Raw genomic sequence first — 22,170 nt, 5'->3', positions numbered from 1 at the left:
TCTGCTGACGATCGGACGGAACCTGCGTCAGGCGCCGAGCGGGATCGCCGCGTCGCCGGGCGCGACGTCGGCGGCGCGGTGGGAGACCAGCAGCACGATGCGGTCCTCGGTCGCGCGGCGGACGTCCGCCATCACGGCGGCGGCGGTCGGGGCGTCGAGGTGGGCCGTCGGCTCGTCCAGCAGGATGACGTCCGCGCGCGTCAGCAGGGTGCGCGCGATCGCGAGGCGCTGACGCTCGCCGCCCGAGAGCGCCGCGCCGCAGGGGCCGACCCGGGTGTCGAGCCCCTCGGGGAGCCGGCGCAGCAGCGCGCCCAGTCCCGAGCGCTCCAGCACGGCGCGCATCTCGCCGTCCGTGGGAGCGTCGTCCCGGCCGCGCGCGAGGAGGAGGTTGGCGCGCAGAGTCGAGTCGAACACGTACGCGTCCTGCGGGCACCACGCCACCCGCGCGCGCCAGGCCGCCAGGTCGAGCTCCGTGAGCGGCACGCCGTCGATCCGCACGGCGCCCGCCGCAGCGGGCAGCGCGCCCATCACGACCGACAGCAGGGTGGACTTGCCGGAGCCGCTCGGGCCGCCGACCGCGAGCCACTGGCCCGTGCGCACCGCGCCGTCGATTGGCGCGAAGACCGGCGCGGGGGCGCCCGGGTAGCGGGCGGCGACGCCGTCCAGCCGGAGCTCCCACACCGGCGAGGCCGGAGTCGCGGTGCCGGTCGACACCGGCGCGGGCTCTGCGAGCACGGGCGCGAGGCGGTGGCGCACTTCGGTGAGGGCGGGCAGCCGGTGGGCGGCCGCGACGAGGTCGGTCAGCGGCTCGGCCGCCGCGAGCGACAGCAGCGCGATCACGCACGCGAGCTCGGCCGGAGCCCCCGGCGCCCAGACCGGGACGAGGAACGCGAGCGCCGAGCACGCCAGCACCACCGCCGCGGTGCCAGCGCCGGATGCCCAGGCCACGCGGCGCTCGGCGTCCGTCAGGCGCGCGTCGGCCTCGGCCAGCACGCTCAGCGCCGCGTCGGCGGCCGCGTTCGCGCGCAGGTCGTCCGCGGCCGCGGCGAGCGAGGCCGTCCCGCGCACGAGCGCGGACCGTTCCCGGATGCGTGCCCGCTGTGCCGCGCGCGACGTGGTGATCGCCAGCAGGGAGCCGATCGCGACCGCGGAGACGACGACGAGCAGCACCCGTCCCGCCACCTCGGGGAGCACGAGCGCGGCCGTGACGCCGATGCCGGCCACCGTGAGCACGCCCGAAGCCAGCGGAGGGATGACGCGGGGCAGCAGGTCGCGCAGCTCGCCCGAGAGCGTCACGAGGTAGTCGACGGGGGAGCCGCCCTCCAGCAGGCGGCGGGACCCCGCGCCCCGTGCCGCGATCGCCCGCCAGAGCCGCAGGCGCAGCGCATCGACCACGCGGAACGCCGCCTCGTGCGTCGCGAGCCGCTCCGCGTAGCGCGCGACCGACCGGCCGATGCCGAAGAAGCGCACCCCGACGATCGCCACGAGGAGGTACATGATGTGCTCCTCGACGCTCGCCCGCACGATCAGCCATCCCGATACGGCGCTCAGCGCCAGGCCGAGCGCGACCGCGGCGAATGCGAGCGCGATCCCGGCGACCCAGGGGCGGGCGGGGGAGGCGGGGGCAGGCGCCGTGGGCGCCACCGCCGTGGGGCGCTTCGGCTCGTTTCGTCTCCGCTCGCTGGCGCTCGCTCCGCTCGACGACCGGGGCACGGGGCCGGACGAACCCCCGGCGCCGCCGACCTCGATGCGCGTCCCGGCGAGCGCGAGGGTCTCGGGCTCGTGGGCAGCGAGCACGACCGTGGCGCGCTCGGCGCGCGCGAGGATCGCAGCGCGGACGCGATCGGCCGACGTGCGGTCCAGGTGCGCGGTCGGCTCGTCGAGCACGAGCAGCGGCGCGCCCTGGTCGACGCGCGCCAGCGCCCGCGCGACCGCGAGGCGGCGCAGCTCGCCCGGGCTGAGCTCCGCTACCTGCGCGTCCGCGACGTGCTTCAGGCCCAGCTCCGCGAGCGCGGCGGCGGGATCCGCCGCACCGTGAAGCGCGAGCTCCTCGCGCGGGGTCGCGGCGAACGCCCGGGGCGCCTGCGCGGCGTAGGCCACGCCATCCGGGGCGACGCCGCGGATCGTCCCCGACACGTCGGCGTCGGCGGGCAGGACGCCCGCGAGCGCCGCGAGCAGCGTCGACTTGCCCGCGCCGCTCGGGCCCGTGACCGCCACGATCCCCGCGACGTCCGCGTCGAGGCCGTCGACCGTGGGCGTCTCCCGGCCCGCGTATCGCACGGTGAGGTCGCGGAGGGAGAGTCGTCCCGCGGGGGAGGCACCGCGGACGTCCGCGCGCCGCGGACGGGCGAGGATCCCGCGCACGCGCTGCAGCGCCGACAGGCCGTCCTGCGACGCGTGGAACGCGGTGCCCACGTCGCGCAGCACCGCGTAGCACTCGGGCGCGAGGATCAGCACGAGCAGGGCGGCCTCGAGCCCGACGGAGCCCTGCATGAGCCGCAGCCCGAGGAACACGGCGACCACGGCGACCGAGATGGTCGCGATCAGCTCGAGCGCGAGCGACGAGAGGAACGCCCACCGCAGGGTCTCCTGGGTGCGGGCACGGTACGCGCGCTGGATGCCGTCGAGCGCCCGGGACTGCTCGTCGACCCGGTTCAGGCCGACCAGCACCGGCAGGCCGCGCGCGAGCTCGGTGAGGTGGTCGGCCAGCCGCGCGAGCGCGCCGAGCGCCTCGTCGGTGCGGGCCTGCGCGTGCCGCCCGATCAGCACCATGAAGAACGGGACGAGGGGCACGGTCACGACCACGACGAGCGCGCTGACCCAGTCCGCGCCCAGGATGCGCAGCCCCACCACGGCCGGCACGACGACCGCCGCGATCATCGCCGGCAGGCTGCGCACGTAATAGTCGTCCAGGTCCTCCAGCCCGTCGGTGGCCAGCACGGCCACCGAGCCGTCGCGCCCCGCGTCGCCGTCGGCGATCCGGCGCCACAGTCGCGAGCGGAGCGTGCTCTTCACCGTGATCGCGAGCCGCCGGGCGACCGCGTCGACCGCCCATCCGGAGCCGGCGCGCAGGACGGCTCCGAGCGCGCCCAGCAGGACGATGGACCGCCCGTCGAGCGTCCCGGCCTGCAGCCCCGCGACGCCCGCGGCAACGGCACCGGCGACCAGCACGAGCCCGAGCGCACGCAGCGCCGCGAGCAGGCCGAGGGCGAGGATCGCGCCCGGCCCGACCGGGCCGAGCTCGGGGCGCTGCGCGGGCGCCTTCGGGCGCGCGGCCTCGAGGAGCCAGGGGTCGAGGTCGCGGGGAGGCTCGGTCGGTTTCGACTCCCTCGCTTCGCTCGGTCGCTCAACCACCACAGTGGTGCTGGTTGAGCGAGCGAAGCGAGTCGAAACCCCTGAAGCGGTCACCGGCGTCAGTCCTTCGTCCGGAGGATGGCGGGCACGAAGCCGTGGGCGTCGGGGATGGCGCCCGGAGTGATGCGTCCGCGGAAGATCCAGTAGGACCACGCCTGGTACGCGATCACGAGCGGCAGTCCGATGGCCGCGACGACCGTCATGACCGTGAGCGTGTAGCTGCCGCTCGCGGCGTTCCACACCGTGAGGCTGTGCGCGGGGTCGAGCGTGGATGGCAGGACGTTCGGGAACATGGCCGCGAAGATGGCGCCCGCGCCGCCGACCAGGAAGGCGGCGTACCCGAGGAACGCGAAGCCCTCGCGCCGCGCCCGCGCGTTCACCCAGCCGAACGCGGCGCCGCCGACGGCCAGCGCGACGAGCGACCACGACAGCGCCGTCCCGCCCTGGGTGAGCTGCACCCACAGTGCCCACACCGCGGCGGGGGCCAGGCACAGCGGCGACCAGGTGGCGGCGAACCGACCCGCGCGCTCGCGCACCGGCCCGTCGCTCTTCAGCGCCAGGAACGTCGCGCCGTGCACGAGCGCGAACCCGACGACCGCGAGCCCGCCGATGACCGCCGGGGGCGTCAGCCACACGAACGGGTGCCCGACCCGGTCGCCGTTGGCGTCGATCGGCAGGCCCGTCGACGTGATCGCGAGCGCGGCGCCGATGCAGAACGCGACCACGAGCGATCCGACGCCCAGGGCCCACGTCCAGAACGCCGCCCAGCGCGGATCCGCCATCTTGCCGCGGTACTCGATGCTCACGGCACGCGCGATGAGCGCCAGCAGCGTGATCGTGAGCGGCACGTACAGCGCCGAGAACAGCGAGGCGTACCACATCGGGAACGCCGCGAAGAGGGCGGCGCCGGCCGTGATCAGCCACACCTCGTTGCCGTCCCAGACCGGGCCGATCGTGTTGAGCATCACGCGGCGGTCGTTCTCCTTCGCGGCGCGGTCGCCCCGGGCGCTGAGGAGCATGTGCATGCCGACCCCGAGGTCGAAGCCCTCGAGCAGCAGGAAGCCGGTCCAGAGCACGGCGATCGCGACGAACCAGACGATGGGGAGAGTCTCCATGGCGCTGTCCTTCGGTCTCAGTAGGCGAACGCGAGCACGTCGTCGCGCTTGTCCGGGTCGTCATCGCCGGGGGCGTCCGCGTCGTGCCGGTGCGCCAGCTCGGGCATCGCGCTCACGGTGCCGCCGCGCACGTACTTCACGAGCAGGAACACCTCGATCACGAGCAGCACGGCGTAGATCGCGGTGAGCGAGATGACCGAGAACAGCAGCTCGCCGACCGTGGCCCCCGGCGAGACCGCGGCGGCCGTGAACATGAACACGCCGTCGATGCCGCTCGGGTCGGGGTTCGGCGCCACGACGAACGGCTGCCGTCCCATCTCGGTGAAGATCCAGCCGGCGATGTTCGCGGCGAACGGGGCCGTGATGCCGAGCACGGCGAGGCGCATGATCCAGATCGACCGCGGCACGGTGCCCTTGCGCGTGAGCCAGAGCGCCACGACCGCCGCTCCGGCCGGGATCGCGCCCAGGCCGATCATGAGGCGGAAGCCCCAGTAGGTGATCCACATCACGGGCACGTACGTGATCTCGGCGCCCGCGCGCTCGCCGTAGAGGGCGTCGTCGGGCAGCGTGGCGCCGTACGCGTCGACGTACTGCGGCTCGAGGTCGTGGATGCCGGGCATCTCGGCGCCGAAGTCGCCCTTGGCGAGCCAGCCCAGCACGCCGGGCACCTCGACCAGGGTCACGACGGAGTCGCAGTCCGTGGCGCCGGGGTCGCCGATCGAGAGCACGGAGAACGACGACCCCGTGTGGCAGGCGGCCTCCGCGGCGGCCATCTTCATGGGCTGCTGCTCGTACATGAGCTTGCCCTGGATGTCGCCGGTCCCCGCGACGGCGAGGAAGCCCACGACCGCGGCGACCGCGCCGATGCGCAGCGAGCGGAGCCACACGCCGTGGTCCTTCTCGTCGCGGCCGGCGACATCCGGGTGGGAGCCGACGACCACGCGCCCGGAGGCGTCCACCGTGTCGATGCCGTCGGCGCGCCGGCGCCACAGGTGGTGCCAGCTGATGCCGAGCAGGAACATGCCCGCGACCATGACGGCGCCCGCGATCGCGTGCGAGAACGCGGCGATCGCCGTGTTGTTGGTGAGCACCGCCCAGATGTCCGTCATGACGGGCCGCCCGTCCGGTCCGAGCTCGACGCCCACCGGGTGCTGCATCCAGGAGTTGGCGACGATGATGAAGTACGCCGAGACCCAGCTCGCCATGGCCGCCAGCCACAGCGCCGCCAGGTGCACGCCCTTGCGCAGGCGGCCCCAGCCGAAGATCCAGACGCCGAGGAAGGTCGACTCGACGAAGAAGGCGAGCAGGCCCTCGAGCGCGAGCGGGGCGCCGAACACGTCGCCGACGAAGCGGGAGTACTCGCTCCAGGCCATGCCGAACTGGAACTCCTGCACCAGGCCGGTCGCGACGCCGACGATGAAGTTGATCAGGTAGAGCTTTCCCCAGAACTTCGTCATGCGCAGCCAGCGCTCGTCGCCCGTGCGCACCCACGCGGTCTGCAGGATCGCGACCGCCGGGCCCAGGCCGAGCGTGAGCGGCACCATGAGGAAGTGGTAGACGGTCGTGATGCCGAACTGCCAGCGGGCGATGTCGAGGGGGTCCACGTGAGGGATTCTACGAGTCGTAGAAGTAGTTCTACAGGGGATCGAATTATTTCTCCTCGACGTCGAAGTAGTTCTACGCGCCTGCGAACTCGCGTACCCTGGAGGCAGAGGGATGCGCGCGGAGGAGGTGCAGGATGGGCAGTCTGGGTGAACTGGAGCGCTCCGTGATGGACGTGCTGTGGGATGCCGACGAGGTCGCGCTCACCGCATACGACGTGCAGGAGCACCTGGAGCGCGAGCAGGGCCGCCAGCTCGCGGCGACGACCCTGCTGACCGTGCTGTCGCGCCTCGAGAAGAAGGGCTTCGTCGCGTCCGACCGCTCGGCCCGGCCGCACCGCTATCGGGCGACCGCGAGCCGCGTCGACCACGTCGCGGAGCTCATGCACGAGGTGCTCGGCGACGCGGGCGACCGCAGCGCCGTGCTCGCCCGGTTCGTGGGCGGCGTGTCCGCCGAGGACGCCGAGGTGCTGCGCCGTCTCCTCGCCGGCGCCGCCTGACGCCATGCGCCCCGCTCGGGTCCGATGACGCTGGCCGAGCTCGCCGCGGCCGCGGCGCTGATCCTCGTCGCCGTGCTGCTCGCGTGGCCGGTGCCGATCCTGCTGTCGCGCGCCGCCTGGCCGGCGCGCGCGCCCGGATGGGCCCTGCTGCTGTGGCAGCTGATCGCCGTCGCGGGCGGCTTCTCGATGATCGGCGCGCTGTGGCTCGTCGGCCTCGCCCTGCTGCCGCAGTGGCCTCTGCTCGCCGCTCTTCCCGCGGCCGCGCTCGCCGCGTACCTCCTGGTGCACCTCGGCATCACGATCGTGCAGTTCGAGCGGCAGCGCCGCCGCCACCTGGCGCTCCTGCAGCTGCTGTCCGCGCCCCATCCGACCCATGCCCGCACGCGCGTGCTCGACGACGCAGCCCCGGTCGCCTACTGCCTGCCACGCGGCATCGGGTCGGTGACCGTCCTGTCGCAGGGGCTGCTCGACGGCCTCGATCAGGATGAGCTCGCGGCCGTGATCGCGCACGAGCGCGCGCACGTGGAGCAGCGTCACGAGGTGCTGCTGGTCGCCTTCAAGGCCTGGCGCGACGCGCTGCCGTGGTTCCCCATCGCGGCGCGCGCCGAGAGCGAGGTCGCCGCGCTCGTCGAGATGCGCGCCGACGACAGCGCGCGCCGCACGACGCGCGACGAGGTGCTCGCGCGCGCCATCCTGCGCGTCGCCGGCCCCGCGGGCCCGGCCGAGCACGCCTCGTCGCGCCGCGACCGCCACCGCGATCGCTTCCTGCGGCTGTCTTTTTAGGAGCGTCTCGCACGCTCGCGCCGACGCTCCGCGCCGGACACTCGCGAGCGAGGAACGTCGCTTCGCGCCGTTCGGCAGCGCTTCGCGCTGCGGTGTTCGCTTCGCTCAACGCTCGCTTCGCTCGCACGACGGTAGAGCTGGGCGTTGCTCTCGGTCGTTGAGCGGAGGCGACGGAGGAGCCGGAGTCGAAACGGGCTGAAGCCTCCTGCGTCAGGTGGCGGGATAGGGTGGCGACACGATGGGCATCTCGCGACGCACCCTGCTCGTCGGCGCCGGAGCCGGCGCCGTCGCCGTGCTGCTCGCCTCGTGCACGGGCGACCCGCAGCCGCGGCCGACCACGGCGGGACCGACCCCCACGTCGACGCCCGCCTCGCCGACCGCGAGCCCTGTTCCGGGTGCGCCCCGGCCCGCGGCGTTCCGGCGCAGCGCGTGGGCGACCGATCCCTTCTCGCGCGGCGCCGCGAGCTTCACCCCGCCGGGCGCCGCCCCCGCACAGCGCGAGGCGCTCGCGCAGCCGATCGGCGGACGGGTGTTCCTGGCGGGCGAGGCGACCGACCCCGACCGGCCCGGGACGCTGGCCGGCGCCCTGCGGTCCGGTCAGCGCGCGGCGCGCGAGGTCGTCGACGCGGCGGCCGGTCCGGACGAGCGGATCGCCGTCGTCGGGGCGGGCCTCGCCGGCGCGACCGCCGCGCGGCGCCTCGCCGAAGCCGGATTCGACGTGACCGTGATCGAGGCCAGGGACCGGATCGGCGGGCGCGTGCACGCCGTCGCGGACGATGAGTGGCCGGTCGCCCCCCAGCTCGGCGCCTGGCTGCTCACCGAAGAGGACGCCGAGATCGAGGCCCGGCTCGATGCGTTCGGGATCGAGCGCGAGCGGCTCGAGGGCGCCATCGCGCTCTCGAGCGAGGGCGAGGTCGACGTCCCCGGCGCCGAGCGGATCGCCGCGGCCATCGAGTGGGCCGCCGCGCGGCCCGCAGACGTCCCGCTCGCAGAGGCGCTCGCCGAGTCGGGCGCCGACCCGGAGGATCCGGCGCTCGCGGCCGCTGTGGCCGAGCTCGTCGCGCTCGCCGGCGCCGACCCCGATCGGCTGTCGAGCTGGTATCCGCCGCTCCTGCCCGGCACCGCCCTCACGGCCGCGCTCGGCGACCTGTCGGACCTGACCGCCCGGCCGCTCGAGGAGTTCCGGGTCAACCTCTCCACGGCCGTGGTCGGCGTCGCGTACGACGACACGGGCGTGTCCCTGCGCCTCGGCACGGGGGAGGCGCTGTCGGTCGACCGCGTCGTCCTGACCGTGCCGCTCGGGGTGCTGCAGGACGAGGGCGTCGAGTTCGAGCCTCCGCTTCCGTTCGCGCACCGCGGCGCGATCGCCGAGCTCGGGATGGGCCACCTCGAGACCGTCTGGCTGCGCTACGACGAGCCGTTCTGGCGCACGGATGCGGTGCTGTGGCACGTGGTCGGCGGCGACGCGCCCATCCGGACCTGGATCAACCTCGAGCCCCTCACGGGCGAGCCGGTGCTGGTCGGCCGGATCGGCGGCGAGGCCGCGCGCGCGTTCGCCGAGCTCGATGACGCCGCCGCCGTGGAGCGCGCGCTCGCGTCGCTCACGCCGTTCGTCGCCGCGGGCGACGCCGACTGACGCGGCGCCCCGTCCGCGCCGTCAGCGCCGGGGCGCGGTGATCCGCCTCCGGCTCAGCCAGATCAGCCCGGCCGACACCAGCGCGAACACCGCGAGCGCCGCGCAGCTGGTCAGCAGGAACTCCGCCGGCCCGCTCACCTGGCGCAGATCCAGGAAGTAGTACGGGTACCAGCCGATCAGCGAGCCGCGCCACATCGTGAAGGCGCCCCAGACCACCGGGTAGGCCAGCACGATCGACACGACGCGCCACGGCGCCGGTCGCCGCCCGGCCGCGAAGGCCCAGTCGACCAGCGCGAGCGCGGGCACCCAGAAGTGCAGCAGCTGATCCGACCACGGCACGTCGATCCGGATCGCGCGCTCGCCCGCCTGCCACACGAGGAAGCCGAACACGATGCCCGCCGTGGTCGTCCAGCTCAGCGCCACGGTGCGGGCGGAGGTCAGCCAGGGCGGGTCGGTCATCCGATGCAGCGCGTCGAACCCCGAGATCGCCCACACGCACGCGAACAGGATGTTCGACTGCATCGTCAGATACGCCAGGAAGTTCGACCCGGCGATGGTGTTCGAGCTGAGACCCCACAGCAGCCGGTGCACGAGCGCCACGACGCAGACGCCGACCACGGCCAGCCGCATCCATCCGGTGACGGCCGGATGCCACCAGTCGAGCGCAGCCAGGCGCTGCCACCTGCGTGCGGAGCGCGATGTCACCGTTGGGGCGCTCTCCCATCCGACGCGACCGTCGCGCGCCATCCGCCCGAGTCTACGAGCGGCCGTGCGGCGTCAGAGCGACGCGGCGGTCGCTCGCGCGTCGGTGAGACGCAGGTTCAGCACGTTGCCGGTCCGGGGATCGCGTGAAGCCGAAGGGACGGCTCAGGACGCCTGGTCCTGCGCCTCCAGCACGCGGAGGGCGAGGTGGGTCTCCAGGCGCCGGGGCGAGACGTCCCAGCCGGGGCCGAGCAGCGCGCCGATCCGCTCGAGGCGCTGGCGGACGGTGTTGCGGTGCAGGTGCAGCACGTCCGCGACCCGCGCGACGCTGCCGTCGCTCTCGAGGTACACCGACGCGGTGCGGACGAGGTCGGTGTCGCGCATGCGGTCGTACGCGCGCAGCGGGTCGATCGCGGCCGTGAGACTCACCGGCAGCTCGCCGCGGCGCGCCAGGTCGAGCAGCGCGCCGAGGAGCCCGAGCTCCGCGCCGTCGAGCACGCCCTCGCGTCCGAGCGCGACGAGCGAACCGAGCGCGAGCTGCGCGCGGCGATGCGCGTCGCCGAGCTTGCGCAGATCCTCGACCGGCCCGCCGATCCCGACACGCAGGGTCCACCCGCGCGACGCGAACAGCGCGCGCAGGGGCTCCTCCCAGCGGGCCTCGGGCGTGACCATGCACACGTGGTCGTGGTGCGTCGCCATCATGACCGAGCGCAGTCCGAGCGCGCGCACGGCCTGCATGCGCCGGCGCCGATCGGCCTCGGGCGCGTCGATCACGAGCGTGCGCAGCGGCTCGCCGGGCTGCAGGCCCCAGCGCTGCAGCAGGCGCTCGAGCCGCTCGCGCGACACGTCCGGGCGCTCGAGCAGGTCGTCGATCGCCTCGGACTGCAACCGCAGATCCGCGTCCTCCTCGGCGCGGGCGAACAGCAGCGCGAGCGCCGCGTGCACCGCCACCCGCTCGAGCAGGGCGGTCTCGGGCGCGTCGAGCCCGCGGCCGGCCACGATGCGGCCGAGCGGCTCGCCCGCGGCGGCGACCGGGACGACCGCGATCGGCACGGATCCGGCGTGCGGATCCGCGGGATCCTCCGTGGTCGCGGCGATCGGCGCCCCGTCCGGATCCTGCAGCCACAGCTCGCACGCCAGCACGCCGCTCCCGATCTCTAGCACGCGGCGCACGTCGGGCATCCCCATCACCGCGTCCATGAGGCGCTCGTCCAGCTCGAGCACGCGCGTGATGACGGACAGCTCCTCCGCGCTGCGCCGCTGCTGCGTCACGAGGTCCTCGACGAGCCGGCTCATCGCCTCGAAGCGCATGGAGTTGTCGAGCGCGACCGCCGCGTGCCGGCCCAGCGAGTCGACGACCGTGATCTCGTCCGGGCTGAAGACCCGTGGGCTGCGCTCGGCGACGACCAGGGCGCCGAGCACCCTGCCGCCCACGGTCAGTGGGACGCCCATGATCGCCCGCACGCCCTCCGCGCGCACGATCTCGTCGATCTCCGGCACATGCGTCAGCGTCGGATCCGAGAGGTAGTCGGAGGTCTGGTAGGGCGCGAGCCCCCGGCCCACCTGCCCCAGCACGCCGGTCCCGAGCGGCTGGCGCAGCGTGCGGTACGCCAGGGTCGCGACGCCAGCCGACTGGCGGATCTCGGTCTCGCCGCGGTCCAGGTCCGTGAAGCTGAGGTAGGCCATGTCGGTGCCCAGCAGGGCGCGCGTGCGGCGCACGATCGCCTGCAGCACGGCCTCCACGTCGCGCAGCGCCGTGATGTCGGTCGCGGTGTCGAGCAGCACCCGAAGCAGCTCCTCGCGTGGACGGCCGGCGACCGGCGGACGGGGCATGCGTGTGTGCTCCATAGACATATTCACTCACACTCGATGTGCGATCGCACGTGAGTGTCCGCCGAGCGGGCGGACTAGTCTCGTCACGCCGCGCCCGTGCCGCGGCACCCGACGAAGACGTCTCACATCGAGTCCAATGTCGGGCACAGAGAGGACAAGCCATGCGGATCACCGGAGCAGTGCTCGAGGAGATCGGGCGCCCGCGCCCCTTCGCCGAGTCGACGCCGATCAACGTCAGCGAGCTCGAGCTGACCGACCCGGGCCCCACCGAGGTGCTCGTGAAGATCGAGGCCGCGGGCCTGTGCCACTCCGACCTCTCGGTCGTCGACGGCAACCGCGTCCGCCGCACGCCCATGCTGCTCGGACACGAGGCCGCGGGCGTCGTCGTGTCCACGGGCGACGAGGTCTCCGACCTCGAGCCCGGCCAGCGCGTCGTCATGGCGTTCCTGCCGCGCTGCGAGGACTGCGCCGGCTGCGCCACGGGCGGCCGCCTCCCCTGCATCAACGGCACGAAGTCGAACAACGCCGGCACGCTGCTGCGCGGCACGCGCCACCTGTCGCGCGACGGCGAGGAGGTCTTCCACCACCTCGGCGTCTCCGGCTTCGCGACCCACGCGGTCGTCGACCGCGCCTCGCTCGTGCCGGTGGACTCGGACGTCCCGCCCGAGATCGCGGCCGTGCTCGGCTGCGCGGTCCTCACCGGCGGCGGCGCGCTCCTCAACGCCGTGCAGCCGGAGGAGGGCGACACGATCATGATCGTCGGCCTCGGCGGCGTCGGCATGTCGGCGCTCATCGCCGCCATCGCGGAGGGCAAGGGCGACGTCATCGCGGTCGACAACCTCGCCGACAAGCTCGAGCTCGCCCGCCAGCTGGGTGCCGCGGCGGCGTACACGCCGGCCGAGGTGGCCGAGCAGGGCATCAAGGCCGACCACGTCATGGAGTGCGCCGGCCACCCGCGCGCCTTCGAGACCGCGTTCGAGGCCACCAGGCCCGGCGGACGCACCGTCACGGTCGGCCTGCCCGATCCGTCCGCCCGCGCATCGATCTCGCCGCTGACCATCACTGGCGAGGCGCGCACGATCATCGGCAGCTACCTCGGATCGGCCGTGCCGGCCCGCGACATCCCGCGCTTCGCCGAGTGGTGGCGCGCCGGCCGCCTGCCGGTCGAGAAGCTGATCACCCGCAAGATCACGCTCGACGATATCAACCAGGCCATGGACGAGCTGGCCGAGGGCCGCGCCGTGCGCCAGGTGATCGTCTTCGACGGCGAGTGATCCGCCCCTGAACCCCACCCGCCCCGCGCATCGCACGGGGCGGGACCCTGATCCGGACGGCGCCGCAGCCGCCCCCGAACCGAGGACAACGAATGTCTCGCTCCTACGCCAAGCCCTGGAAGGCGGGTCCCTTCGACATCCGCCTGCCGTTCCTGCACTACCGCCTGGAGTGGCAGGACTACACGCAGGGCCTCGTCATGTGCGCCGTCGACCTGTCGGCGATCCCGCTCATGACCGAGCTCCTGGGCATGCCCTTCGAGGCGGCCCTGGCGATCGTCGTGCTGAACGGCCTGCTCTACCTCCTGCACCATCTGCTCGGCGACCCGGTGATCCCGGGCTGGATCACCCCGGCGATCCCGCTGCTGATGCTCTACGTGCAGGAGTTCCCGGAGGACCAGAGGGTGCACGCTCTCATCGCGTTCCAGCTGCTGCTGGGAGTGTTCTCGATCGTGCTCGGCGCGACCGGGCTCGCCGCCAAGGTGGTCAGGATCATCCCCAACGCGCTGCGCGCCGGCATCGTCGTGGGCGCCGGCTTCGCGGCGATCCAGGGCGTCTTCGCCGCGGGCGGGCGCTTCGACGCCTTCCCGTGGACGATCACGATCTGCGTGGGCCTGGCGTTCTTCCTGCTCTACTCGAAGGTCTTCCAGCGGGCCACGCACCGCAACCGCTTCCTCGGCTTCATCGGGAACCTGGGCATCCTGCCCTGCATCCTGCTCGCCGTGGTCGTCGCGCCGCTGTTCGGCGAGGCGCCCTGGCCGACGATCGAGTGGGGCCTCTCGACGCCCGACTTCGTGACGATGTTCTCGCAGTACACCGTGTTCGGCGTGGGCCTGCCGCCCGCCATGATGTTCGTCACGGCGATCCCGACCGTGCTCGCGGCGTACATCGTCGTCTTCGGCGACGTGCTGCAGTCGAAGGCCGTGCTGCACGAGGCGGCGGTCGTCCGCACCGACGAGAACGTGGTCTACAACCCGAACCGCGCCCACCTCATCTTCGGCGGACGCAACGCCGTGATGAGCGTCTTCGGCCCCGACACCACCATGTGCGGCCCGCTGTGGGCGGCCATGCACGTCGTCACGAGCGAGCGGTACAAGAAGGGCCCGAAGGCGATGCAGTCGATCTTCAGCGGTGCCGGATCCTTCCGCTGGGGCACCAACACGGGCCTGTTCCTGCTGCCGATCGTCTCGCTCGTCGAGCCGATCCTGGGTGTCGCCCTCGCGCTGACGCTGCTCGTGCAGGGCTTCGTGTCGATCAAGGTCGGCATCCTCGAGGCCCGCAGCAAGACCGAGCTCGGCGTCGCCGGCGTGATCGCCGCGATCCTCGCCCTCAAGGGCGCCGCGTGGGGCTTCGCCGCCGGCGTGATCCTGGTGGCCCTGGTCTACACGATCGACTTCTTCAAGGGAGAGGACGACGGCACCTTCGCGCCCGAGGCCCACCAGGCCGAGGACGAGGCCATCGACGAGCTGGAGCACCCTGCTCGCTGAGCCGTCGTCCGACACGACGCAGGACCGCTGCGGCGTCCCGGGGGTGTTCCGGCTGTCCCGCGGGTGGACACGCCGGTCGGGATCCGGAAGTCCTGCGTTGTGTCGGAGGGGATAACCCGGCTCCGTGCTCGGCGGCCTCCCTCTCAGCGCATCGGGTCGATCATCGTCATGCCGGCGCTGCGCGACCGGTCCATGACGGGGAGCAGGGCGGCGGCCTCCTCGAGGCCGACCACGCGTTCGATGAGCTTCTGCGGCTCGAGCGTGCCCGCCTCGATGAGCGCGAGCATGCCGGGGTAGTCGGCCGCCGCCATGCCGTGGCTGCCGAGCAGGTCGAGCTCCCAGCCGATCACGCGGTCCATGGGGAGGCGCGGGTGGCCCTCGCTCGCGGGAAGCAGGCCGATCTGCACGTGGCGGCCCCGACGGCGCAGGCTGCGGATCGCGTCCGCGGCGGTCGACTCGAGGCCGACGGCGTCGACGGCCACGTGGCTGCCGCCGCCCGTGATCTCGTGCACCCGCGCCGGGACGGCGGCGCCGTCCGAGAGGACGCCGTGGTCGGCGCCGAGCCGCTGCGCGAGCTCGAGCGCGGCGGGGTTGCGGTCGACCGCGATCACGCGCGCGCCCAGCGCGTGCGCGATCATGACGGCGCTGAGCCCCACCCCTCCCGCGCCGACGACCGTGACCCACTCGCCGGCCTGCACCTTCGCGCGCGCGGCGAGGCCACGGTACGCGGTGGCGAAGCGGCAGCCGAGGCTCGCGGCGGCCTCGAAGGAGATGCCGTCGGGGATCGCGACGAGATTGGTGTCGGCGGCGTGCAGCGCGACGTGCTCGCCGAAGGATCCCCAGTGCGTGAATCCGGGCTGCCGCTGGTCGGGGCACACCTGCGCATCGCCCTGCAGGCACCACTCGCACACGCCGCAGCCGCACACGAACGGCACGGTCACGCGGTCGCCGACGCGCCACCTCGCGACGCCCTCGCCGACGGCCGAGACGACGCCGGCGAGCTCGTGGCCGGGCACGTGCGGCAGTGCGATCTCGTCGTGGCCCGCCCACGCGTGCCAGTCGCTGCGGCACAGGCCGGTCGCGTGCACGCGCACGACGACGCCTCCGGCGGGGGCGACGGGGACCGGGACCTCGCGCACCTCGGGCGCGGCTCGGATCTCGTCGAAGATCACAGCTCGCATGGAAGGCCCCTCCCGGCGATGCGCTCGGGTCGCGTGCCGCTCATCCGTCCATTGTCCGGCAGGGGACGCCGGGATCTCTCTGAACGGGGCCAGGGGATCGGAGATCCGAACGTTGCCGCGGACGAGGGCCCGGTCGTCTCGGCCGGCCGCGTCGAGCTGCTGGCGTTCCCGGCGCGCCCCCGCCACAACGCAGGACCTCCTCCGCCGTCACGGCGTGCCTTCTCCCCGGCGCGCCGCCACGGTGCCGGAGGTCCTGCGTTGTGTCCGGACGGGGGCGCGTCAGACGCGGCGCCAGTCGTCCGACTCCAGGGCGGCGCCCGCCATGGGGCCCATCTGCAGCATGCCGCCGTCGACCGCCCAGGACGCGCCCGTCACGTAGGACGACGCGGGCGAGGCCAGGAAGGCGATCACGGCGGCGACCTCCTCGGGCACCCCGGGGCGGCCGATCGGGATGCCGGGCCGCCGCGTCTCGGGCGCGTCGGCGGGGTCGATGCCGGTCATGGGCGTCGCGATCAGGCCCGGGGCCACGGCGTTCACCGTGATGCCGTGCTCGGCCAGCTCGATGGCCATGGTCTTCAGCAGCCCGCCGAGGCCGTGCTTGGCGGCGTCGTACGCGCCCGATCCGGTCTTCGGCTGGTGCTCGTGCACGCTCGTGACGCCGATGATCCGGCCGCCGCGCCCGGCGGCGACCATCCGGCGGGCCGCGCGCTGCATCACGACGAAGGCCCCGTCGACGTCGGTCATCATGACGCGGCGCCAGCCCTCGAGGTCGACGTCCAGGAACGGCACGCTCTCGCCCGTGCCGGCGTTGTTGACGAACACGTCCACGCCGCCCAGGTCGTCAGCGAGGCCGTCGATCACGTCGCCGCAGCCGACGAGATCCGTCACGTCCAGGCGGGCGACGACCGCGCGGCGGCCCTCGGCCTCCACGAGGCGCGCCGTCTCGCGGGCGCCCTCCTCGTCGGAGTGCCACGTGACGCCGACGTCGAGGCCGTTCCTTGCGAGCGCGACGGCCGTGGCGCGGCCCATCCCCGAATCCGAGGCGGTGACGATGGCGGTGGCGGGCTGGAAGCTCTGGGGGTGAAGCATCTGGGTCTCGGTCATGGGGGCAGTCCACCCGGCGCAGCCGCTCCACGGAACTCCCTTGACAGCGACGCCGGGCGGTTGTCCCGCGGCCCCGTCCCGCGGTACAGTATTCGCAGAACGCACATACGTTCGCACAGCGAACACGCGAGATCCCCGGATCCGCGGATGCCAGCGAGGAGGCCGGATGATCGACAAGACCGTCGCGAGCGTCGAGGACGCCGTGGCCGGGATCGAGGACGGCGCGACGATCATGATCGGCGGCTTCGGCCGCGCCGGGCAGCCGGTCGAGCTGATCGACGCGCTCATCGCGCAGGGCGCGAGCGGGCTCACGATCGTGAACAACAACGCCGGCAACGGCGACACGGGCCTCGCCGCGCTTCTCGCGGCCAAGCGCGTGCGCAAGATCATCTGCTCCTTCCCGCGCCAGAGCGACTCGTGGGTGTTCGACGGCCTGTACCGCGCGGGGGAGCTCGAGCTCGAGCTCGTCCCGCAGGGCAACCTCGCCGAGCGCATCCGCGCGGCGGGCGCCGGCATCGGCGCCTTCTTCTCGCCCACGGGCGTCGGCACGCAGCTGGCGGAGGGCAAGGAGGAGCGTGAGATCGACGGGCGCCGCTACGTGCTCGAGTACCCGATCAAGGCCGACTTCGCGCTGATCAGCGCCCTCAAGGGCGACCGCTGGGGCAACCTCGTCTACCGCGAGACCGCGCGCAACTTCGGGCCGATCATGGCCACGGCCGCCACGACGACGATCGTCCAGGTCGACGAGACCGTCGAGCTCGGGTCGCTGGACCCCGAGACGGTCGTGACGCCCGGCATCTTCGTCGACCGCGTCGTCGCGGTCGGGCAGCGCGCCTGGCTGCGCGACGGCGATTTCGTCGGCGGCGTCGACATCGAGGGCCGCCCGCTCGCGGCGGCCGAGGGAGAGAGCGCATGAGCACCCGCATCAGCCGTGACGACCTCGCGGCCCGCATCGCCGCAGACATCCCCGAGGGCTCCTACGTGAACCTCGGCATCGGCGCGCCCACCCTGGTCGCCAACTTCCTGCCGGCCGATCAGGAGATCATCCTGCACACCGAGAACGGCCTGCTCGGGATGGGCGAGGCTCCCGCGCCGGACAGGATCGATCCCGACCTGATCAACGCGGGCAAGCAGCCGGTCACCGCGCAGGCGGGTGCGGCGTACTTCCACCACGCCGACTCGTTCGCGATGATGCGCGGCGGCCACCTCGACGTGTGCGTGCTGGGCGCCTTCCAGGTGTCTCAGGGCGGCGACCTGGCGAACTGGTCGACCGGTGCGCCGGGCGCGATCCCGGCGGTCGGCGGGGCCATGGACCTCGCCATCGGCGCGAAGTCGGTGTACGTGATGACCGACCTGCTGACCAAGCAGGGAGAGTCCAAGCTCGTCGCCGAGTGCACGTATCCGCTGACCGGCGTCGGCTGCGTCACCCGCGTCTACACCGACCACGCGGTGTTCGACGTCACGCCCGGCGGCTTCCGCGTGCGGGAGCTGTTCGGCGACAACACAGTCGAGGGGCTCGAGGAGCTCACCGGCCTGAAGCTGCAGGACTGACGAGAGAGGACCCTCATGAGCGCATTCGTGTACGACGCCGTTCGGACGCCGTTCGGACGCAACGGCGGCGCCCTCGCCGGCGTCCGCCCCGACGACCTCGCAGCGGTCGTCATGAAGGCCACGGTCGAGCGGCTCGGCCTCGACCCGGCCCGGATCGCAGACGTCATCTTCGGCGACGCCAACCAGGCCGGCGAGGACAACCGCAACGTGGCGCGCATGGGCGCGCTGCTCGCGGGCTTCCCCACGACGGTGACCGGCGTCACGGTCAACCGCCTGTGCGCGTCGAGCGTGGAGGCGGTGCTGCAGGGATCGCGCGCGATCGAGGCCGGCGACGCCGACGTCGTCCTGACCGGCGGCGTGGAGTCGATGAGCCGCGCGCCGTTCATCGTCGAGAAGTCGAGCAAGCCGTGGCCCGCGATCGGCAACCAGACGATGTGGAACACCTCGATCGGCTGGCGGATGGTCAACAGGGCGCTCCCGTCCGAGTGGACGATCTCGAACGGCGAGTCGGCGGAGAAGGTCGCGCAGCTGAAGGGCATCACGCGCGAGGAGCAGGACGAGTTCGCCGCGCGCAGCCACCGCCTCGCCGCCGAGGCGTGGGCGGCGGGCGTCTACGACGACGAGATCGTGCAGGTGCCGGGTCACGAGCTCGCGCGCGACGAGGGCATCCGCGACGACTCCACGGTCGAGAAGCTCGCCGGCCTCAAGCCGCTGTTCGGCAAGGACGGCGGCGGCACCGTGACCGCCGGCAACTCCTCGTCGATCAACGACGGCGCCTCGGCCGTGCTGCTGGGCGCCGAGGGCGCGATCGACGCCGAGCCGCTGGCCCGGATCGCGGGCCGCGGCGTGCACGGCACGGATCCCGATGTGTTCCCGCTCGCGCCGATCGAGGCCGCGAACAAGGCGCTCAAGGCGGCCGGGCGCACCTGGGCCGACGTCGACTTCGTCGAGCTCAACGAGGCGTTCGCGTCGCAGGCGCTGTCGAACCTGCGCGGCTGGCCGGAGCTCGACCCGGAGAAGCTCAACATCCACGGCGGCGCGCTCGCGATCGGCCACCCCCTCGGCGCTTCGGGCGGCCGCATCGTCGGCCACGCGGCCCACGAGCTCACGCGCCGCGGCGGCGGCGTCGCGGTCGCCGCGATCTGCATCGGCGTGGGCCAGGGCCTCGCGGTGGTGCTCGAGCGCTGAGAGGCCAGACGCACCGGGACGCTTCGGCGGTTTCGACTCCCTCGCTGCGCTCGGTCGCTCAACCACCACGGGGCTCCGACCTCGTGCTGGTTGAGCGAGCGAAGCGAGTCGAAACCGTCCAAGCGCACCCACGACCTCGACCATCGTGCGAGCGTCCCCGTGCGCTTCTCCGTCCGTCGCATTCGCGACGGACGGAGCCTCGGCGCCGGGGCCCAGCGAGCGTGCGAGACGCTTCTGAAAAGAGATGAGAGGCTGAGCGGATGACCGAGCCGCAGCACCGCGAGTACGTGCAGTCGTTCGCGCGTGGGCTTGCGGTCATCCGGGCGTTCGACGCGGACCATCCGCATCTCACGCTGAGCGAGGTCGCCGTGCGGGCCGACGTGACGCGCGCCGCGGCGCGGCGGTTCCTGCTCACGCTCGAGGAGCTCGGCTACGTCCGCGCGACCGGCCGCGACTTCGCGCTCACGCCGCGCGTGCTCGAGCTGGGCTTCAGCTACCTCTCGGCGCTGTCCCTGCCCGAGGTGGCGCAGCCGCACCTCGAGCGGCTCTCGCGCGAGGTCGACGAGAGTGTCTCGGCGGCCGTGCTCGACGGCGAGGACATCGTGTACGTCGCCCGTGTGCCCACGCGCCGGATCATGAGCGTCGCCATCACGATCGGCACCCGGTTCCCGGCCGTCCGCACGAGCATGGGCCGGGTCCTGCTGGCCGCGCTCGACCCGTCCGAACGCCCGGACGTCGGGCCCGAGCTCTCAGACGAGCTGGACCGCGTCGCCGAGCAGGGCTGGTCGATCGTCGAGGGCGGCCTGGAGCAGGGGCTGCGCTCGGTCGCCGCGCCGCTGCACGGTCGCGACGGCGCCGTGGTCGCCGCCGTGAACATCTCCACGACCGTGACGCGGGTGTCTCTCGAGCGCCTGCGTTCCGAGCACCTGCCCGCGCTGCTCGACGCGACGCGGGCGATTGACGCCGAGATCCGCCACCTCTGAGGCGCCGCGACCGTCAGGCGGTGCCCGGGTCCTCCAGCCGGAAGCCGACCTTCAGGGTGACCTGGAAGTGCAGCACCGAGCCCTCGTCCGCGTGGCCCCGCACGGAGACCATCTCGAACCACTCGATGTGCCGCACGGTGGCCGACGCGCGCTCGAGTGCGCTCCGGATGGCCGCGTCGATCCCATCCGGCGACGAGCCGACGATCTCGCTGACGCTGTAGGTGTGAGACATCCTCGTCCTCTCCTTCGGCCGCCCGGGTGGCGGTGAGGTCCAGTCTGCTCGGCGAGCCGGGCGAGCGATAGGGCGCCGCCCCGGGTCGGCCGCCCGAACCGCGCCGGGCACCGCGGTCAGGCAGACTGATGCCATGCGAACCATCCGCGATCTGGACACCGTCGAACTGGTCATCGAGGCCCAGGACCTGCTCGACTCGCTGCGCCGGTCGGAGCGGACGATCGACGCCGGCACCCTCCGCGCGCTGCAGCAGGCCGGCAACTACGTCGTCGGCCTGTTCGACGAGGACCGGATGGTCGGCGCCTCCATCGCGTTCTTCGGGGCTCCCGCGCGCCGCACCATGCACTCGCACATCACGGCGCTGCTGCCGGAGTACCGCGGCCGCGGCTGGGGCCGTGAGCTCAAGGAGCACCAGCGTCAGTGGGCGTTCTCGCGCGAGGTCGGGAACATCACCTGGACGTTCGATCCGCTCGTCGCCCGCAACGCGCACTTCTTCCTCACCGTGCTGGGCGCACGCGTGACCGGCTACGCCGTGAATCAGTACGGCATCTTCGGCGGCGGCGACGCGGGCGACGAGAGCGACCGCCTCGACGTGGAGTGGGCCCTCGCCGACATCGCCAAGCCGCCGGCCGACGATGCCGTCGTCCAGACGCTCGAGATCCCGACCGACATCGAGCTGATGCGGGTCGACGACCCCGACGCGGCGCACGAGTGGCGCCTCACGCTGCGTGCGCAGATGGAGGAGCTGCTGGGCCGCGGGCTGCGGATCGGCGGATTTGAGGCGTCGCGCGGCTACCTGTTCGTCCAGGCCTGATCAGGTCCGGGCCACCAGGGGTGGTCGTGCTCTGCCGCGTGCTCTGCGGCGTGTGAGGGCGCAGGGTGCGGGGCGGTGGGTGCCGCGGCTGTCGATCCACGGCGGGGCTTTGACTTCGGGGACGCCGTTGCGCATCCGGATGTCCCATCCGGAGCGTTCGAGGTTGTGGTGGTGCCACCAACAGAGGAGCACGCCGTTGTCGGTGTGGGTGGGGCCGCCTTTGGCGTGGTCTTGGACGTGGTGGATCTCGCACCAGGCGGCGGGGATGGTGCATCCGGGGATGATGCAGCCGCCGTCGCGGGCGGTGATGGCTTTGCGCTGGTGGTGGTTGAACAGGCGTTCTTTGGTGCCGAGGCGGACGATGCGTCCGTTGCGGTCGAACACGACTTTCTGCACGGCGCCGGTGCAGGCGATGCGGTGGGCGAGGTCGGCGGGGGCGGGCACGTCGATGCCGTCGATGGTGGCGACGCCGGTGGGGGACTGGAGGTCTTCGAGGGCGACGTGCACGAGGAGGGTGGGGGCGTCGCCGCCGAGGGTGGGGGTCTCGAGGGAGCGGGTGGCGGCGTGGAGGGCGGCGACGAGCACGTGGGTCTGCTGAACGAATAGGTGACACCTGATCTGTGGTGCCTGAGGGTGCCGCTGGGAGGATGTCATCATGCCCAAGCCCTATCCGCGCGAGTTCCGTGAGGACGTGGTTCGCGTTGCTCGTGGTCGGGATGCCGGGGTGCCGTTGCGGAAGATCGCGGCGGACTTCGGGATCAGCGAGACCTGCCTGCAGAACTGGATGCGCCAAGACGACGTCGAAGCCGGGGTCAAGCCCGGCGTGACGAAGTCG

The 22,170-nt window shown here is 73.2% G+C and carries 20 protein-coding genes; 11 read left to right on the top strand and 9 right to left on the bottom strand.

The window, feature by feature from the left end:
- Window positions 1-27: 27 nt before the first annotated feature.
- From cydC to B5M43_RS10670, 3 genes are read right to left on the bottom strand one after another with little or no spacing between them, the layout of a single operon-like run.
- The gene (gene cydC / locus B5M43_RS10680) at window positions 28-3,354 is read right to left on the bottom strand and encodes a thiol reductant ABC exporter subunit CydC (RefSeq protein ID WP_167626793.1); all 3,327 of its coding nucleotides are present in this window, start codon (window positions 3,352-3,354) and stop codon (window positions 28-30) included.
- A gap of 59 nt (window positions 3,355-3,413) precedes the next feature.
- Window positions 3,414-4,469: a cytochrome d ubiquinol oxidase subunit II gene (gene cydB / locus B5M43_RS10675; RefSeq protein ID WP_134746202.1), complete on the bottom strand. Its 1,056-nt coding sequence runs from the start codon at window positions 4,467-4,469 to the stop codon at window positions 3,414-3,416.
- Window positions 4,470-4,486: 17 nt separating this feature from the next.
- On the bottom strand, window positions 4,487-6,073 hold the full coding sequence (locus tag B5M43_RS10670; RefSeq protein WP_055988661.1) for a cytochrome ubiquinol oxidase subunit I: 1,587 nt from the start codon (window positions 6,071-6,073) through the stop codon (window positions 4,487-4,489).
- A 134-nt stretch (window positions 6,074-6,207) separates the two neighbouring features.
- On the opposite strand from B5M43_RS10670, the gene B5M43_RS10665 reads away from it, so the two are divergent.
- The 3 genes from B5M43_RS10665 to B5M43_RS10655 all read left to right on the top strand — a co-directional run bounded on the left by B5M43_RS10665 (window position 6,208) and on the right by B5M43_RS10655 (window position 8,989).
- On the top strand, window positions 6,208-6,570 hold the full coding sequence (locus tag B5M43_RS10665) for a BlaI/MecI/CopY family transcriptional regulator (protein ID WP_055988662.1): 363 nt from the start codon (window positions 6,208-6,210) through the stop codon (window positions 6,568-6,570).
- 24 nt (window positions 6,571-6,594) lie between these two features.
- The gene (locus B5M43_RS10660) at window positions 6,595-7,353 is read left to right on the top strand and encodes a M56 family metallopeptidase (RefSeq protein ID WP_055988664.1); all 759 of its coding nucleotides are present in this window, start codon (window positions 6,595-6,597) and stop codon (window positions 7,351-7,353) included.
- Between the two features lie 238 nt (window positions 7,354-7,591).
- Window positions 7,592-8,989 (top strand): NAD(P)/FAD-dependent oxidoreductase, encoded by a 1,398-nt coding sequence (locus tag B5M43_RS10655; RefSeq protein ID WP_055988666.1) that lies wholly within the window; start codon window positions 7,592-7,594, stop codon window positions 8,987-8,989.
- Between the two features lie 21 nt (window positions 8,990-9,010).
- Here B5M43_RS10655 and B5M43_RS10650 read toward each other — a convergent pair whose 3' ends face one another.
- Both B5M43_RS10650 and B5M43_RS10645 read right to left on the bottom strand, forming a co-directional pair.
- Entirely contained in the window at window positions 9,011-9,736 is a 726-nt protein-coding gene (locus B5M43_RS10650; protein ID WP_082542929.1) for a Pr6Pr family membrane protein, read from the bottom strand.
- A 120-nt stretch (window positions 9,737-9,856) separates the two neighbouring features.
- Window positions 9,857-11,524 carry a GAF domain-containing protein gene (locus B5M43_RS10645; RefSeq protein WP_162246643.1) on the bottom strand — a complete coding sequence of 556 codons (1,668 nt, stop codon included), beginning with the start codon at window positions 11,522-11,524 and terminating at the stop codon, window positions 9,857-9,859.
- Between the two features lie 161 nt (window positions 11,525-11,685).
- On the opposite strand from B5M43_RS10645, the gene B5M43_RS10640 reads away from it, so the two are divergent.
- Window positions 11,686-12,798 carry an alcohol dehydrogenase catalytic domain-containing protein gene (locus B5M43_RS10640; RefSeq protein WP_134746203.1) on the top strand — a complete coding sequence of 371 codons (1,113 nt, stop codon included), beginning with the start codon at window positions 11,686-11,688 and terminating at the stop codon, window positions 12,796-12,798.
- A gap of 92 nt (window positions 12,799-12,890) precedes the next feature.
- Entirely contained in the window at window positions 12,891-14,282 is a 1,392-nt protein-coding gene (locus tag B5M43_RS10635; RefSeq protein WP_200941044.1) for a hypothetical protein, read from the top strand.
- Window positions 14,283-14,425: 143 nt separating this feature from the next.
- Here B5M43_RS10635 and B5M43_RS10630 read toward each other — a convergent pair whose 3' ends face one another.
- A complete protein-coding gene (locus B5M43_RS10630; RefSeq protein ID WP_055988672.1) occupies window positions 14,426-15,463 on the bottom strand; it encodes a zinc-dependent alcohol dehydrogenase family protein in 1,038 nt (345 codons plus the stop codon).
- A 279-nt stretch (window positions 15,464-15,742) separates the two neighbouring features.
- Window positions 15,743-16,567, bottom strand: coding sequence for an SDR family oxidoreductase (locus B5M43_RS10625; RefSeq protein WP_134746204.1), 825 nt, complete (start codon window positions 16,565-16,567; stop codon window positions 15,743-15,745).
- A 166-nt stretch (window positions 16,568-16,733) separates the two neighbouring features.
- On the opposite strand from B5M43_RS10625, the gene B5M43_RS10620 reads away from it, so the two are divergent.
- The 4 genes from B5M43_RS10620 to B5M43_RS10605 all read left to right on the top strand — a co-directional run bounded on the left by B5M43_RS10620 (window position 16,734) and on the right by B5M43_RS10605 (window position 20,289).
- On the top strand, window positions 16,734-17,483 hold the full coding sequence (locus tag B5M43_RS10620) for a 3-oxoacid CoA-transferase subunit A (protein WP_134746205.1): 750 nt from the start codon (window positions 16,734-16,736) through the stop codon (window positions 17,481-17,483).
- Window positions 17,480-18,118 carry a 3-oxoacid CoA-transferase subunit B gene (locus tag B5M43_RS10615; RefSeq protein ID WP_134746206.1) on the top strand — a complete coding sequence of 213 codons (639 nt, stop codon included), beginning with the start codon at window positions 17,480-17,482 and terminating at the stop codon, window positions 18,116-18,118. The genes B5M43_RS10620 and B5M43_RS10615 overlap by 4 nt, the downstream gene beginning before the upstream one ends.
- A gap of 15 nt (window positions 18,119-18,133) precedes the next feature.
- Entirely contained in the window at window positions 18,134-19,306 is a 1,173-nt protein-coding gene (locus B5M43_RS10610; RefSeq protein WP_134746207.1) for a thiolase family protein, read from the top strand.
- Between the two features lie 260 nt (window positions 19,307-19,566).
- A complete protein-coding gene (locus B5M43_RS10605; protein WP_055988676.1) occupies window positions 19,567-20,289 on the top strand; it encodes an IclR family transcriptional regulator C-terminal domain-containing protein in 723 nt (240 codons plus the stop codon).
- 13 nt (window positions 20,290-20,302) lie between these two features.
- Here the strand turns inward: B5M43_RS10605 and B5M43_RS10600 are convergent, their stop codons facing one another.
- Entirely contained in the window at window positions 20,303-20,521 is a 219-nt protein-coding gene (locus B5M43_RS10600; protein WP_055988677.1) for a dodecin, read from the bottom strand.
- 133 nt (window positions 20,522-20,654) lie between these two features.
- Here B5M43_RS10600 and B5M43_RS10595 point away from each other — a divergent pair, with 133 nt between their 5' ends.
- A complete protein-coding gene (locus B5M43_RS10595) occupies window positions 20,655-21,335 on the top strand; it encodes a GNAT family N-acetyltransferase (protein WP_134746208.1) in 681 nt (226 codons plus the stop codon).
- Here B5M43_RS10595 and B5M43_RS10590 read toward each other — a convergent pair whose 3' ends face one another.
- A complete protein-coding gene (locus B5M43_RS10590; protein WP_230667951.1) occupies window positions 21,336-21,920 on the bottom strand; it encodes an HNH endonuclease signature motif containing protein in 585 nt (194 codons plus the stop codon). It lies immediately after the preceding gene.
- 70 nt (window positions 21,921-21,990) lie between these two features.
- On the opposite strand from B5M43_RS10590, the gene B5M43_RS10585 reads away from it, so the two are divergent.
- On the top strand, window positions 21,991-22,170 hold a 180-nt coding region (locus B5M43_RS10585), incomplete at its 3' end, for a transposase (protein ID WP_374198164.1).

This window comes from Microbacterium sp. MEC084 (assembly GCF_004514465.2).
Lineage (GTDB): Bacteria > Actinomycetota > Actinomycetes > Actinomycetales > Microbacteriaceae > Microbacterium.
The sequence above is the reverse complement of the archived record's forward strand: the minus strand, read 5'-3'. Positions and strand labels throughout refer to the sequence as shown.